This is a genomic window from Pseudomonas sp. CFII68, assembly GCF_000416195.1.
GTDB lineage: Bacteria > Pseudomonadota > Gammaproteobacteria > Pseudomonadales > Pseudomonadaceae > Aquipseudomonas > Aquipseudomonas kilonensis.
Genome location: NZ_ATLN01000127.1, coordinates 18208 through 31254 on the forward strand (window position 1 = coordinate 18208; position 13047 = coordinate 31254).

Below are 13047 nucleotides of genomic sequence, written 5' to 3' on the forward strand. Positions count from 1 at the left end.
GAGGGGGTTGCTCAATATCAACGACACCCGTGCAGGATAGGCCCGTCGGGGCAAGGCTCAAACAGCCAATGGGCAGATAAATGCCCAGTCCAATCTTCAGGCCACCTGCTGCAGAATGTCGCGCAAACGGTCGAGGGCGATGTCGATGTCCAGGGTTTCGATCGCGCCGAAACCAAAGAACAGGCCCGGCCGCACCGGGGCCTCGTTGAAAAAGCCATCAAGGCTGTAGAGCCCGACTTCGGCTTTTTTCGCCAGTTCGATCACCAGCGCCAGGTCCATGGGGACCTTGCACAACACCGCCATATGAAAGCCCGCGGTGGTGGGCACGGCCTCGAACCAGGGCGACAAGTCCCCGGCCATGCGTGCCAGGATTCGCTCGCGGCGGCCGGCATACAAGGTGTGGCAGCGGCGGATGTGCTTGAGCAGGCAACCCTCGGCGATGAACTTCGCCAGCGCCCACTGGGGCAGGGTGGAGGTGTGCTGGTCGGTGAGGCGCTTGGCCAGGATCACCGCTTCAAGAATCGCTGGCGGCAGGATCGCATAGCCGAGCCGCAGCTCCGGCAACAGGGTCTTGGAGAAGGTGCCGACGTACGCCACGATCCCGCGCTCATCCAGGCTCTGCAACGAATCGGCGGGCCGGCCTTCGTAGCGGAATTCGCTGTCGTAGTCGTCTTCGATGATGATCGCCCCCAGCTCATAGGCCCGCGCCAGCAGGGCCTCGCGGCGGGCCTGGCTCATGGGCATGCCCAAGGGAAACTGGTGGGAGGGCGTCACATAAATCAACCGCGTGCCATCGGGGATCAGGTCGACCCGCATGCCTTGCTCGTCCACTGGCACCCCGGCCACCGTGGCGCCCTGGGAGCCGAACAACAACCGCGCCGGCGGATAGCCCGGATCCTCCATGGCCACCAGGCTGCCGGGACGGGTCAACACCCGCGAGATCAGGTCCAGGGCCTGCTGCGCGCCGTTGCACACCACCACGTCTTCATCCTGGCAATTGACCCCGCGGGAAAACGCGATGTGCCGGGCAATGGCATTGCGCAGCGACGGCAGGCCTTCGGGCTGGCTGTAGAAGCCCTTGGCACTGGCGATCTGGCGCAGCGCGTGAGCCGTGCAGCGCCGCCAGTCGTCCAGCGGAAACTGGCCCTTGCCGGTGGCGCCACCGATGAAGTCGTAGCGCAACGCCCCTTCGAGGGTGGGATGGCGCATCAGGTCGGGCATGGTGCGCCAGGCCTCGACGACGTCGGCACCGGCCAGCTCGCGGTGGCTCTGCTTGCGTACGATCCTGGCCGGCCGCGCGTTGACGTAGGTGCCTTTGCCGATGATACCGGTGAGGAAATTTTCGTAGGTCAGTTGGGCGTAGGTGTCGGAGACGGTCTTGCGCGAGACCCCCAGTTGTTCGGCCAGCAGGCGGCTGGGCGGCAGTTGCGTACCGGCCGCCAGGCGACCGCTTTCGATGGCGCTGCGCAATTGTTGATACAACTGGCTCGACAGGTCCTTGCGGCCGTTGATGACAACATGAAGTTCCATACCCGCAAGCTCCTGGGCGATTGTTGGCGGCCAGCGTCAAAGGCGCAAGATTACCCGCATTGTGCGACTGCATAGAAGTTGCGTGGGGAAAATCCCGCCCATTGGACTTGCCTCCGGGTTTTTCGCCGAATTGGACCTGTCATTGACCGGTCCCTGGGCCTACCGTGAAGGTCTCGAATGCCACGGAGCCCGCCATGAGCCCGCGTCTGGACTACTACACTGCATCGCCTGGGGCGATGAAAGCCATGATCGGCCTGGAAGCCCTGACCAGTCGCCTGAGTATCGAACCGGCGTTGCTGCACCTGATCAAGATCCGCGCTTCGCAACTCAATGGCTGTGCCTTCTGCACTGACATGCATTCGGTGGAGGCACGACGCCAGGGCGAGACCGAGCGACGGCTCTACGCGGTGGCGGTGTGGCGCGACAGCGGTTTTTTCACGCCCCGCGAACGCGCCGCCCTGGCCTGGACCGAGGCGGTGACGCTGTTGGCTGAAAGCCTGGTGCCGGACGACGTCTATGCCCAGGCCCGGGCCTGCTTCAGCGAGGAGGAACTGGTGGACCTGACCCTGGCGATCAGCACCATCAACAGCTGGAACCGGCTGGCGGTGAGTTTTCGCCAGAGTCCGGGTGGCTGATCCGCGAAAGCCAACTGTGGGAGCAAGGCTTGCCCGCGATGAACGATGATGAGGTGAATCTGGCGGACCGTGTCGCCTGGATCGCGAGCAAGCTTTGCTCCCACAGAGCAGGTCTGTCGTTTGCCTCTATTTATTTCCATTGGGCAGCGGCGAATTGCTGGCCGGGGCCGGCGGCCGCTGGGGCTTGACCGAAGTGCCAAATGTATTGCCCATGCGCACGCCAGTGGCCGCCGGGGTTGCCAGGCCGATGCTGTTCGGCGCGCGTTCGTTGACGGGCACATTCATGGCGTCCTGGGCCCGTTGCGTGGCTGTTGCAGCCTGCGGGTCGTTGCCCATCTGCCGGCTCAGGCAGTTGTAGTCGGGGGTCTTGTAGCCACCGACGGTCACCTCGATACACGCCGGCGCCTCTTCGCCCTGGGCCCAGGGCAGGGCCATGAGCAGGCCGAGGCCTGCTGTCATACGCATCCACTGTTTCATCATCGACCTCCTGGCCCGTCACACCGGACGGTTCGCTGTCAGGGCATCAGTCTAGTGCGGCCCGGGGGATTTGTATCAGTTGTCATACGACATTCATAAACTCCCCTCAGGATGACGGTTTTCAACGGATACGTCAGTCGTGCAGCAAGGCAGAGCCGGGGGCGGACGCGGACGTGGATTGACCAGGGCGCCCTTGGGCTGGCTGACGCTGTTGTTGTGTCTGCTGGCCGGGCCGATCCAGGCAGCCGGCCTGGTGGACCTGGATATCGCGCCCCAGGAACTGACCACGGCGCTGGAGCAGTTCAGCCGGGCGACGGGCATGGCGGTGCTGGTGGACCACCCGTTGTCGAGCCAGCGTCATACGCTGGGTGTCCAGGGGCAGTTCACACCTTCCGAAGGGTTGAGGGTGTTGCTCAGCGGCACCGGGTTGGCGGCGCACTATGCCCGGGCGGATGCGTTCACGTTGCAGCCGGTGCGGGTCCGCGAGGTGCCGCTGCCTCCCGGCGTCACCCCAGGCTTGAGTGACAGCAACTACGCGGCAGCGATCCAGGCGGTCATCCAGCGCAATTTGTGTCGTTCACCGTTGACCCGCCCAGGCAGTTTCCGGGCGGTGCTGCAAGTGTGGATCGGCCGGGACGGCGTGGTCCAGCACAGCCGCCTGGTCAGTTCCACAGGCGACGTGATGCGGGACAAGGCCTTGGTCAACAGTTTGCAAAACCTCAGGATCGACCGCCCGGCGCCCAGCTCGTTGCGCCAGCCGGTGACCCTGCTTTTGTTACCCGACTCATCAGGAAGAAGCATGGAATGCATAGCAGGGGAAGGGGTGTCCGGGCAATGAAAGACTCCGGTCGCAGCCCGCTGGTGAAGTTGTTCCTCACCTCGTATGAGGATTTCAAGGTGCGCCTGCGCAGACGCCTGGGCTCCGAGGAACTGGCCAACGATGTGTTGCATGAAACCTACCTGCGGGTCGATCGCATGGTCGATACCCAGGAGATTGCCCAGCCCAACGCTTATTTGTACCGCATGGCCCTGAACATCGCCGCCGACCGCCGGCAGGCCGATGCACGCCTGCTCACCGGCGATGAAATCGAGGAATTGCTGCAGGTCTCGGATGAAGCGCTGGATCCGGCTCGCGTGGTGGGTGGGCAGAAGGAGCTGCAGACCCTGCTCAAGGCCTTGTATGAACTGCCGGCGCGCCGTCGCAAGATATTCATCGCCGCACGCCTGGAAGAAGCGCCGCACCTGGAAATCTCCCAGCGCTTCGGTATTTCCACGCGCATGGTGGAGAAGGAAATCAAGGCGGCACTGGGGCACTGCGCCCTGCGCCTGGAAAGAAAAGTCATTCAGCGGTTCGGTCCCGGCGCGGGAAAACCGTCTTGAGAGTAGAGACCCGACCCTTTCGTGAGTGTGTGTGCGCTTGAACATCTTCAGCATCGCTTCCCCTGACGCCACGCCCCAGGCCCGATTGGCCAGCGAGGCCCGAGATTGGCTGATCCTGCTGACCTCGGGGCGCGCCACCGTGGCCGATGCCCGGGCCTTGCGCCAGTGGTGCGGGCAAAGCCCCGAACATGCCCGGGCCTTCGAACAGGCCAAGGCGCTGTGGCAGGGGCTGCAACCTGCCGTCGCGGCGGTGCAGGCGCCCCGGCATTTCGGTCGCCGGGCGTTGTTGGGTGGCGCCATCGCGGCTTCGGCGGCTTTGCTGTTGATCCGCGCCACGGTGCCCGGTGGTGTTTCCGGGTTGGGAGCCGACTACGTCACCGACGTCGGCGAACAGCGCCGAGTGGAATTGGCCGAGGGCGTCAGCTTGGAGCTCAACACCCAGACCCGCCTCAGCCGCCACGCGCTGGCCGATGGCGGACAAGGACTGGAGTTGCTCAGCGGCGAGATTGAAGTGCAGGGGCGTAGTGCCCAGGTGGTCAGCGTCCAGGCCGGTGCCGGCTGGATCAGCGCCGCCCGGGCACGCTTCAACATCCGCTACACCGACCAGAGCGTTTGCGCGACCTGCCTGGAGGGTGTGGTGCAGGTCGAGGTGCAAGGCCAGCGGTTTCGCCTGGAACCGGGCATGCAACTGACGTACGACCCTGGCCGGGTAGGTGCTCCCAAGCGTGCCGATGTGTCGGCCGCCATTGCCTGGCGTGAGCAGGTCCTGGTGTTCAACGACGCGACCCTGGCCAGCGTCATTGATGAGATCAACCGCTATCGGCCAGGCATGTTGCTGCTACTCAACCGCGAACTGGGCCAGCGCAAGGTCCAGGCGCGGTTTCGCCTCGACCAACTGGCGGGCGTAGCGCTGTTGATCCGCGATGCCTACGGCGCCAAATGCACCGAATTGCCGGGTGGGGTGGTGGTGCTGAGCTGAGTCCCGTGGTGCCTGGGCGGCCCTCTTCGCGAGCAGGCTCGCTCCCACAAGGGGATTAGTGGCGGGCTCACCATCTGAGAACACCCGGAGATCCTGTGGGAGCGGGCTTGCTCGCGAAGGCGGCATAACAGTCGACATTGATATTGAGCCTACAGGCCTCTTCGCGAGCAAGCCCGCTCCCACATGGGGGGGTATTCGCTCGGCTTACTCCAACGGCCCCAGCACCTGTCGATATTTCTCTACGCCCTGAGGTGTCTGGCGGGTCAGGCTGATTTCGATGCCCATCGGGTTTTCCTGGCGGTTGCCGCTGAGTTTGCGCCAGCCTTTTTCCTTGTCCCAGAACCGCAGTCCGGCGTCGCTGACGTCACTGAGCACCGCCACGCCCGGGCCGGGTGCGGGCAGTGGGTAGCGACTGCGGGCCTGGCCTTGGGCGCGGTAAAGCGTGTCGCCCTTGATCCACCAGCGTACCCGTTGCAACTCGCCCTCCTGGGTCGCCGCCACGCGGATCACGTCCAGGCGCAAACCCCGGCCTTCGGTGCTGCGCACGGTGAGGGCGGGCGGGGCGGTCGAGGGCTCGTCGTCGACGCCGGGTTTTACCGGTTCGCTCAGTTCGATGCTGGCGCGCAGGGCGACGTCGCGCTCCAGTTGGTTCAAGACCCGCAGCAGCGCTTCGGTCTGTTCGGTACTGGCCTGCAAGTGGCTGTCGGCGCGGGTCACGCTGTCCAGCCCGCGCCAGGCAATCAGGCTGACCACCGCCATCAGCAGGATCGCCACCATCACCTCCAACAAGGTGAAGCCTGTCTGCCGGGCGCTCATTGGAGTTGCACCCGTCCGGCGGCGCTGCGTTGCACATTGAGGCTGTTCTGGCCGTCCGACAGGCGGATCTGCAAGGGCTCGCCGAGCCATTCGGCATTCAGCACGACTCGCTGCCTGGGCTCCACGCGAACCTCCATCGACGGGCTCTGCCAGCGACGTGGATGCAGTTGCGGGTCATCCTCGAAGCGATCGAGCCCGGCGCCCTGATCGATGCGGCGACTGAAGCCAAAACCCTTGGCGTCCCAGCGCCAGGTAATCGGTCGCCCGTCGGTGCGGGCTTCGGTCTGGGCCAGTTGCAACAGTTGCACCAGCCGTTCGCCATCCTGACGCAGCAACTTCAATGGGTCCGGCTTGATGCTCAGGCTCACGGCGGCGCTGGCAATGCCGATAATCACCAGCACCACCATCAATTCGATCAGGGTGAAACCGCGTTGCTTGCCCCGGGTCATAGCGCGCTCCTTTGCGTGCGGACCATCCTGCACGGTGAAGATGATAGGGATGTGAAATAAAACGGAGAGAATTGGCGCGTACGCTGGACGCTGGAACCCAAAAAAGGAGATTCAGGCCATGGCGTTCATCGAGCGTGTGTCCCCGGCGCAAATCGTCCAGGCCGTGGGCTTGTTGGCGGCGTTGGCCGGGGTGGCGACCTGGTCTTCGCTGTTGCTCACGTCGGCCGAGTCGCGCACGCCGGATGTCGCCCCGCAACGCATGGCCGAGCGCTCCGATAACCCGGCGCTGCAATGGTTCTCCAACCAGCCGGCAGCGGTGGACATCAAGGTCAGCGGTGTGATGGCTGGCACGCACACGCCCGTGGCGATCCTCAGTCTCAACGATGGACCGCCGCGCAGTTTCCTGGTCGGTGAACGGGTGGCCCAAGGGATACGGTTGGTGGCGATCGAAGCGCAGGCGGTGGTCATCGAACGTGGCGATGAGCAGACCCGGTTGGTCCTGGCTCGGTTGCCGGATTCGGTGAGTTTGCCGTCGCTGTGGGAGCAAGGCTTGCCCGCGATGAAGACGACTCAGTCTCCGGGGAAATGAGGCGCCTGCATCGCGGGCAAGCCTTGCTCCCACAGCGGGGATAAATCCCCTCGCCACAGGTGATGTGTGCATCCACGCTTATTCAAGGTTTCTCTCGGCTGACCCACGTCTCCAAGCGAGCCAACGGCGGTGCTTCGCGACTGCGGTCCGACACGCTCAGTTCAACCCGCAGCAGCCGGCCATTTTCCGCCGGGCGCAGGGTCTGTTCGCAGCGCAGCAACAGTCGTCCCTGGTCGCACTCGAACACTTTCGAGCCTTGGGCAAAACGGCCTTCCAGACGTAACTGCGCGAGTTGGCTGCGGGCGGCCAGCAGGGCGATGGATTTGTCGCGCAGCAGGCCGTTGCTCTGGGTCATCACCGCAGCCACGCGCACCGCTGCCGACATGGCCACGGCGATGATCGCCAGGGCCACCAACACTTCGATCAGGGTGAAGCCGGCTTGCGGAGCAGGGCGTGGCATGGCGCGGGCTCGGGGGCGAGGGCAGCCTTCAAGGTTAGCCCGCGTTCGTGACCGATTGACGACGTAAGCTCCAGAGCAATTTCAATATCACTGACATATTTTCTTGCAACACTGCGCCTCGAATCGAATCCAGCGAAGGACCGTCGAGATGCAGATCGCCCGTTACAACGCCCGTCCCCAAGGCCCTCGCGGGCAGCGGGGTTTCACCCTGATCGAAATCATGGTTGTGGTGGTGATCCTCGGCATCCTGGCGGCGATGGTGGTGCCCAAGGTGCTCGACCGTCCCGACCAGGCGCGGGCAACGGCGGCGAAACAGGACATTGGCGGCCTGATGCAAGCCTTGAAGCTTTATCGCTTGGACCACGGCAGTTACCCGAGCATGAACCAGGGCCTCAAGGTGTTGGTGGAGAAGCCGGCCGATGCGAAAAACAGCACCTGGCGTTCCTATCTCGAGCGCCTGCCCAACGACCCCTGGGGCCGTCCTTATAACTACCTCAACCCCGGTGCCAATGGCGAAGTCGATATCTTTTCCCTGGGGGCCGACGGCCAGCCTGACGGCGACGGCGTGAATGCCGACATTGGCTCCTGGCAGTTGTAAGGGCCGTGATGCAAACGGATTCGCCCCTTGCGGCGAAGCAGCGCGGCATGGCGGTCATCAGTGCCTTGCTGATCTCTGCCGTGGTGGCGGTGATCGCCGGCGGCATGCTGACCCGCCAGACCCTGTTCACCCGCAGCCTGGAGGCCGAGCAGTTGCGCGTCCAGGGCTCGGCGCGGTTGCAGGGCGGCCTGCAACTGAGTCGCCAGTTGCTCTGGGACGCCCGCCAGCGCGATCCGCTGACGCGCTTCGGCCAACCCTGGGCCAAACCCATCGTGATGCCGGGTTCGGGCCAGATCGACACGCCGTTCGAAGGCCAGTTGGAAGATGAACAAGGCAAGTTCAACCTGCGCAACCTCGTCGCCAATGAACGTGTGGATGAAGAACAAGTGCGCGCTTTCGAACGCTTGTGCGAGCAGCTTGGTGTGGCCGCGACGGTCCGTACGCGCATCGTCGAAAGGGTCGTCGAGGCTTATCCGCGCCTGTTGAATCCGCGGCGGGCGGACCAAGCGCCGAAGGCCAATACCTTCGACAGCGGCCGGGACACCTCGCCGCAGGCCGACAACACGCCGCTGGCACCGACGCGCCCGATGCTGCGCACCTTGCAAGACCTGCGCAGCGTCAAGGGCGTCAATGTGCGGTTGCTGGAAACACTGGCGCCTTACGTGACGATCCTGCCGACCAACACCTGGCTTAATGGCAACACCGCCAGCGCCCCGGTGCTGGCCGCCTACGTGCCGGGGCTGTCGCTGCAACGGGCCGAGGCACTGGTCCGGGAGCGTGATGGCGGCCACTGGTTTATCAATCGCGGGGATTTCGTCAATCGCCTGCGCATGCCGGAGCTGGACGCCGCCAGCGTCAAGGTCGGCATCACCAGCGACTGGTTCCGCCTGCGAGGCCAGGCACGCAGCGGACAACGGCGGGTCGAACTGGAGGCGTTGCTGCAACGCACCCAGGACCGCTTGCCCCAGGTGATCTGGTCAAGGGTGGGCGTATGACGCGCTTGCGCATCGCCCTGGCGCCGCTGGGCAGCCTGGATCTCGACAGCGAGGTGGCATTTGCCTGGCTGGATCGCCAGGGCCAGGTTCGCGAGCAGGGCCGCAGCAGCCTGCGGGGGTTGGGCCAAGGCGGTAAGACTATTTCGGTGGAATGCTTCCTTCATCCGCGTGACAGCTTGTTGACCCGCCTGGAGTTGCCGTTGTTGCCAGCGGCCAGGATCACCGCGGCTGTGACGTGCGCGGCCCAGGCCCTGATGCTCGGTGCCAGTGAACACATGCAGGTGGCGCATAGCTCGCGTGGGGTCGATGGGCAGGTGCAGATCGCTTGGCTAGATCGTGAATCGCTCGCCACGCTGGGCCGGCTTGTGCACCAGGCTGGCATGAAGCTGCGCGGCCTCTATCCGGCGGCCTACGCCTTGCCGGTGCTGTCGGGGCCGGTGGCCTGTATCGAAGACGACCATCTGCTGGTGCGCCATGGCCTGCAGCACGCCGTGGTGCAACCGTTGCAGGAGGACGCGCTGGACGAGTGGTTGCTGGAAACAGGGCCCGGGTTGCACTGGGTGGGCGAGGCGCCGCCGCAACCTTCGATCAGCACCTTGGCCGAAACCCAACGCTGGATGGGCCCTGCGCCAGGCTGGGGGCTGCATGCCGGCCTTTCACGCAACGCCGTCGAGCGCGGCGGTTGGGGCCGGGCGGCGGCGATCTGTGCGACAGCGCTGGCGGTGTGGGTGATCGGGCTGAACCTCTACGCCGCCCGCGAAGCGGCCCAGGGTCAACGGCTCAAGGCGCAGATGAGCCAGCGGGTGAAGCAGGCGTTCCCCGAGTTGCCGGTGATTCTCAACCCGCTGCAACAGGCGCGTCAGCAAATCGCTGCGCGCCAGAGCGGTGCGGCGACCGACCCGGCTCAACGCTTTGCCAGCCTGGTGCAGCAGGCGGGCAGTGCCATGCCGTTCATGAGCGGCAATGTCCAGGCGCTGGTATTCGAGAACGGTGAGTTGCGCCTGAGTGTCGTGGCCGAGGCGCAGAAACCCTCCGCCGAAGAGGCTTGGAAAATCCCCCTGGCCCAGGCCGGCATTGACGTCGCCGCCATCGATCAGGGTTGGACCCTGCGTGTGGCACCAGCCGGCCAGGGCAGCCAGGACACCCCCGACGAAACCCCGGACGCCGATGATGAATAAGCATTCTCTGGCACTGGCGTGGGGGCGTTGGCAAGCCTATCGCACGCGTTTGCGCACGTTCTGGCAGGGGCTGGCGGTGCGCGAACAGGCCGCCGTGGCCCTGGCTGCGCTGGTGTTGGGCGGCTGCCTGGTCTGGCTCGCACTGATCCAGCCGCCGCTCAAGACCATCGCCTACTGGCAAGCCGAAACCCCGAAGCTGCGTTCACAGACCGAAGCCCTCGAAGTGCTGTTGCGTGACGTCGCTGGGCCTGCACCCGACCAGCCCCTTGAAACCGCCTTGCGCCAGAGCCTGGACGCCAGTGGCTTGAGCCAGCACTACCAATTGCAAACGCCCGACGCCGAGCGCCCCAAGACCTGGCAGCTCACGTTCGACAAGGCTCCGGCAGAGGCGGTGATCAGCTGGCTATTGGGCAACCCACGGCAACTCTCCCTGGAAGTGATCGAGGCCCGTTTACAGCGCACCGCCCTTGCCAATCCCGACAACCACGACAACGACAACACCTCCGGCACACTGTCCGGAACCGTTCGCATGGATCAGGCGCAAGGCGCTAAGGAAGCTTCATGAAAGGGGTCAGATACCCACGTCATTGGCGCAAGGCTGCACCGCTGTTGTTGCTCGCGTTGAGTGCGTGCAACAGCACGCCACCCGCGTCGCAGCCACCGTTGCTGGTGGACAGTGAGTTGGGCATTCCTTTGGGGAGCACCCAACGCAGCGGCGATGCATTGCTCGATCGCCAGCGGGCCCAGGACCTGCGTGAACATAAGCCCGCGGTGCGGCATCAGGTCGACCTCACCGCTCGCGCTCGCGAGCCGCGCAGCAATGCGCCGGCGCGTACGCCTTTGGGCGATCAACCGGTGACGCTGAATTTCGTCGAGGCGGATATCCAGGCGGTGGTGCGGGCCTTGTCCCGTTCCACCGGCCAGCAGTTTCTGGTGGACCCGCGGGTCAAGGGCAACCTGACGCTGGTGTCCGAAGGCCAGGTACCGGCCCACCAGGCCTACGACATGCTGCTGGCCGCGCTGCGCATGCAAGGCTTCAGCGTGGTCGACGTCGGCGGCGTGGCCCAGGTGGTGCCGGAGGCCGATGCCAAACTGCTGGGTGGGCCGATCTACAGCGCCGACAAACCGGCCGGCAACGGCATGCTCACCCGCACCTTTCGCCTGCAATACGAAAACGCCGTGAACCTGATCCCGGTGCTGCGCCCGATCGTGTCGCCGAACAACCCGATCAATGCCTACCCGGGCAACAACACCATTGTCGTCACCGATTACGCCGAAAACCTGTCGCGGGTGGCGCAGCTCATTGAAGGCATCGACACCCCCAGCGCCATCGACACCGACGTGGTACCGATCCACAACGGCATCGCGGTCGACATCGCGCAAATGGTCTCTGACCTGCTGGAAACCCAGGGCGGCGACCAGACCCAGAAGATCAACGTGATCGGCGACCCGCGCTCCAACTCCATCATCATCCGCGCCGGCAGCCCCGAGCGCACGGAGCTGGCGCGCAACCTGATCTACAAGCTCGACAACGCCCAGAACAACCCGAGCAACCTGCATGTGGTGTACCTGCGCAACGCCCAGGCCGGCAAACTGGCCCAGGCCCTGCGCGGCTTGCTCACCGGGGAAAGCGAAGGCGAGGGCAACGACAACTCGCGCTCGGTGCTCAGTGGCATGGGCGCCAGCACCAACGGCCAGAGCGGGCAGGGCAGCAGTGGCGATGGCACCAGCAGCACCACCAGCGGCAGTGCTTCGACCAGCGGCAATGGCTACGCCCAGGGCAGCAACGGCGCGACTTCCGCTTCGACGAAAAACGAACAGAGCACTGCCTTCAGCGCTGGCGGCGTGACCATCCAGGCCGACGCCACCACCAACACCTTGCTGATCTCCGCGCCGGACCCGCTGTACCGCAACCTGCGGGAAGTCATCGATATGCTGGACCAGCGCCGGGCCCAGGTGGTGATCGAGAGCCTGATCGTCGAGGTCGGCGAGGACGACGCCAGCGAATTCGGCGTGCAATGGCAGACCGGCAACCTCGGTGGCAGCGGCGTGATCGGCGGGGTCAATCTCGGCGGCACGGCGCTCAACCTCAACGGCAAGACCAGTATCGATGTCTTGCCCCAGGGCCTGAACCTCGGCCTGGTCAACGGCACCGTGGACATTCCCGGTATCGGCAAGATCCTCGACCTCAAGGTCCTGGCCCGGGCCTTGAAGAGCAAGGGCGGCACCAATGTGCTGTCGACGCCGAACCTGCTGACCCTGGACAACGAAGCCGCCAGTATTTTCGTCGGCCAGACCATTCCCTTCGTCAGCGGCAGCTATGTCACCGGCGGCGGAGGCACCAGCAACAACCCGTTCCAGACCGTGACCCGCGAGGAGGTGGGTTTGAAGCTCAATGTCCGGCCGCAGATTTCCGAAGGCGGGACGGTCAAGCTCGACATCTATCAGGAAGTCAGCAGCGTCGACAATCGCGCCTCGAGCACCACGGGCATCGTCACCAACAAGCGCGCCATCGACACCAGCATCCTGCTGGACGATGGGCAGATCATGGTCCTCGGCGGGTTGCTGCAGGATGGCTACAGCCAGAGCAATGACGCGGTGCCGTGGCTGTCGACCATTCCGGGGATCGGTGCGCTGTTTCGCAACGAACGGCGGCAGATCACCAAGACCAACCTGATGGTGTTCCTGCGGCCCTATATCATCCGTGACACGGCAGCGGGGCGCGGCATCACTCTCAACCGCTACGACTTCATGCGCCGCGCCCAGGGCCTGCTGCAACCGGAGCGCAGTTGGGCCTTGCCGGACATGCAAGCCCCGCAACTGCCAGCCTCGGCCCGGGCGATCCCGGGGGCCGCGCCGGTGAGCCTGCAAACGCCCAGGGCCGTGATCAAGGCGGTGCCGGTCGAAGGAGGCGCCCGCTGATGAACATCAACCCTGGAAACACTGCATTTGTGGCGAGGG

The 13047-nt window shown here is 64.9% G+C and carries 15 protein-coding genes; 10 read left to right on the top strand and 5 right to left on the bottom strand.

Annotated elements, in window-relative coordinates; genetic code table 11:
• Nucleotides 1–96 precede the first annotated feature (96 nt).
• The gene (locus CFII68_RS00240; RefSeq protein ID WP_018614358.1) at nucleotides 97–1530 is read right to left on the bottom strand and encodes a PLP-dependent aminotransferase family protein; all 1434 of its coding nucleotides are present in this window, start codon (nucleotides 1528–1530) and stop codon (nucleotides 97–99) included.
• Nucleotides 1531–1724: 194 nt separating this feature from the next.
• Here CFII68_RS00240 and CFII68_RS00235 point away from each other — a divergent pair, with 194 nt between their 5' ends.
• On the top strand, nucleotides 1725–2165 hold the full coding sequence (locus tag CFII68_RS00235; protein ID WP_018614360.1) for a carboxymuconolactone decarboxylase family protein: 441 nt from the start codon (nucleotides 1725–1727) through the stop codon (nucleotides 2163–2165).
• Between the two features lie 126 nt (nucleotides 2166–2291).
• On the opposite strand, the gene CFII68_RS00230 is transcribed toward CFII68_RS00235, so the two are convergent.
• On the bottom strand, nucleotides 2292–2642 hold the full coding sequence (locus tag CFII68_RS00230; RefSeq protein ID WP_018614362.1) for a hypothetical protein: 351 nt from the start codon (nucleotides 2640–2642) through the stop codon (nucleotides 2292–2294).
• Nucleotides 2643–2835: 193 nt separating this feature from the next.
• Here CFII68_RS00230 and CFII68_RS00225 point away from each other — a divergent pair, with 193 nt between their 5' ends.
• From CFII68_RS00225 to CFII68_RS00215, 3 genes are read left to right on the top strand one after another with little or no spacing between them, the layout of a single operon-like run.
• Nucleotides 2836–3480, top strand: coding sequence for a secretin and TonB N-terminal domain-containing protein (locus tag CFII68_RS00225; RefSeq protein ID WP_018614364.1), 645 nt, complete (start codon nucleotides 2836–2838; stop codon nucleotides 3478–3480).
• Nucleotides 3477–4022 carry a sigma-70 family RNA polymerase sigma factor gene (locus tag CFII68_RS00220; RefSeq protein ID WP_018614366.1) on the top strand — a complete coding sequence of 182 codons (546 nt, stop codon included), beginning with the start codon at nucleotides 3477–3479 and terminating at the stop codon, nucleotides 4020–4022. Before CFII68_RS00225 ends, CFII68_RS00220 begins: the two co-directional genes overlap by 4 nt.
• A 37-nt stretch (nucleotides 4023–4059) precedes the next feature.
• Nucleotides 4060–5001, top strand: coding sequence for a FecR domain-containing protein (locus CFII68_RS00215; protein WP_033062964.1), 942 nt, complete (start codon nucleotides 4060–4062; stop codon nucleotides 4999–5001).
• 204 nt (nucleotides 5002–5205) lie between these two features.
• Here CFII68_RS00215 and CFII68_RS00210 read toward each other — a convergent pair whose 3' ends face one another.
• The gene (locus tag CFII68_RS00210; protein WP_018614370.1) at nucleotides 5206–5817 is read right to left on the bottom strand and encodes a type II secretion system protein GspJ; all 612 of its coding nucleotides are present in this window, start codon (nucleotides 5815–5817) and stop codon (nucleotides 5206–5208) included.
• On the bottom strand, nucleotides 5814–6266 hold the full coding sequence (gene gspH, locus CFII68_RS00205; RefSeq protein ID WP_018614372.1) for a type II secretion system minor pseudopilin GspH: 453 nt from the start codon (nucleotides 6264–6266) through the stop codon (nucleotides 5814–5816). Before gspH ends, CFII68_RS00210 begins: the two co-directional genes overlap by 4 nt.
• Nucleotides 6267–6384: 118 nt before the next feature.
• Between gspH and CFII68_RS00200 the strand changes: the two genes are divergently transcribed.
• Nucleotides 6385–6855 carry a hypothetical protein gene (locus CFII68_RS00200; protein WP_018614374.1) on the top strand — a complete coding sequence of 157 codons (471 nt, stop codon included), beginning with the start codon at nucleotides 6385–6387 and terminating at the stop codon, nucleotides 6853–6855.
• Between the two features lie 82 nt (nucleotides 6856–6937).
• On the opposite strand, the gene gspI is transcribed toward CFII68_RS00200, so the two are convergent.
• The gene (gene gspI, locus CFII68_RS00195; RefSeq protein ID WP_018614376.1) at nucleotides 6938–7315 is read right to left on the bottom strand and encodes a type II secretion system minor pseudopilin GspI; all 378 of its coding nucleotides are present in this window, start codon (nucleotides 7313–7315) and stop codon (nucleotides 6938–6940) included.
• Between the two features lie 148 nt (nucleotides 7316–7463).
• Between gspI and gspG the strand changes: the two genes are divergently transcribed.
• The 5 genes from gspG to gspD are packed head-to-tail and all read left to right on the top strand — an operon-like array spanning nucleotide 7464 to nucleotide 13008.
• On the top strand, nucleotides 7464–7913 hold the full coding sequence (gspG, locus tag CFII68_RS00190; protein ID WP_018614378.1) for a type II secretion system major pseudopilin GspG: 450 nt from the start codon (nucleotides 7464–7466) through the stop codon (nucleotides 7911–7913).
• A gap of 8 nt (nucleotides 7914–7921) precedes the next feature.
• Nucleotides 7922–8908, top strand: a complete 987-nt coding sequence (gene gspK, locus CFII68_RS00185) for a type II secretion system minor pseudopilin GspK (protein ID WP_033062963.1) — start codon at nucleotides 7922–7924, stop codon at nucleotides 8906–8908.
• Nucleotides 8905–10086, top strand: coding sequence for a type II secretion system protein GspL (gene gspL / locus CFII68_RS00180; protein WP_018614382.1), 1182 nt, complete (start codon nucleotides 8905–8907; stop codon nucleotides 10084–10086). Before gspK ends, gspL begins: the two co-directional genes overlap by 4 nt.
• Entirely contained in the window at nucleotides 10079–10651 is a 573-nt protein-coding gene (gene gspM / locus CFII68_RS00175) for a type II secretion system protein GspM (protein ID WP_018614385.1), read from the top strand. The genes gspL and gspM overlap by 8 nt, the downstream gene beginning before the upstream one ends.
• Nucleotides 10648–13008: a type II secretion system secretin GspD gene (gspD, locus tag CFII68_RS00170; protein WP_018614387.1), complete on the top strand. Its 2361-nt coding sequence runs from the start codon at nucleotides 10648–10650 to the stop codon at nucleotides 13006–13008. The genes gspM and gspD overlap by 4 nt, the downstream gene beginning before the upstream one ends.
• Nucleotides 13009–13047: the final 39 nt, after the last annotated feature.

Bases quoted from the DNA above. Each gene is read 5' to 3' on its own strand.
- CFII68_RS00240 (WP_018614358.1), bottom strand. From the start codon at position 1,530: ATGGAACTTCATGTTGTCATCAACGGCCGCAAGGACCTGTCGAGCCAG.
- CFII68_RS00235 (WP_018614360.1), top strand. From the start codon at position 1,725: ATGAGCCCGCGTCTGGACTACTACACTGCATCGCCTGGGGCGATGAAA.
- CFII68_RS00230 (WP_018614362.1), bottom strand. From the start codon at position 2,642: ATGAAACAGTGGATGCGTATGACAGCAGGCCTCGGCCTGCTCATGGCC.
- CFII68_RS00220 (WP_018614366.1), top strand. From the start codon at position 3,477: ATGAAAGACTCCGGTCGCAGCCCGCTGGTGAAGTTGTTCCTCACCTCG.
- CFII68_RS00210 (WP_018614370.1), bottom strand. From the start codon at position 5,817: ATGAGCGCCCGGCAGACAGGCTTCACCTTGTTGGAGGTGATGGTGGCG.
- gspH (WP_018614372.1), bottom strand. From the start codon at position 6,266: ATGACCCGGGGCAAGCAACGCGGTTTCACCCTGATCGAATTGATGGTG.
- CFII68_RS00200 (WP_018614374.1), top strand. From the start codon at position 6,385: ATGGCGTTCATCGAGCGTGTGTCCCCGGCGCAAATCGTCCAGGCCGTG.
- gspI (WP_018614376.1), bottom strand. From the start codon at position 7,315: ATGCCACGCCCTGCTCCGCAAGCCGGCTTCACCCTGATCGAAGTGTTG.
- gspG (WP_018614378.1), top strand. From the start codon at position 7,464: ATGCAGATCGCCCGTTACAACGCCCGTCCCCAAGGCCCTCGCGGGCAG.
- gspK (WP_033062963.1), top strand. From the start codon at position 7,922: ATGCAAACGGATTCGCCCCTTGCGGCGAAGCAGCGCGGCATGGCGGTC.
- gspL (WP_018614382.1), top strand. From the start codon at position 8,905: ATGACGCGCTTGCGCATCGCCCTGGCGCCGCTGGGCAGCCTGGATCTC.
- gspM (WP_018614385.1), top strand. From the start codon at position 10,079: ATGAATAAGCATTCTCTGGCACTGGCGTGGGGGCGTTGGCAAGCCTAT.
- gspD (WP_018614387.1), top strand. From the start codon at position 10,648: ATGAAAGGGGTCAGATACCCACGTCATTGGCGCAAGGCTGCACCGCTG.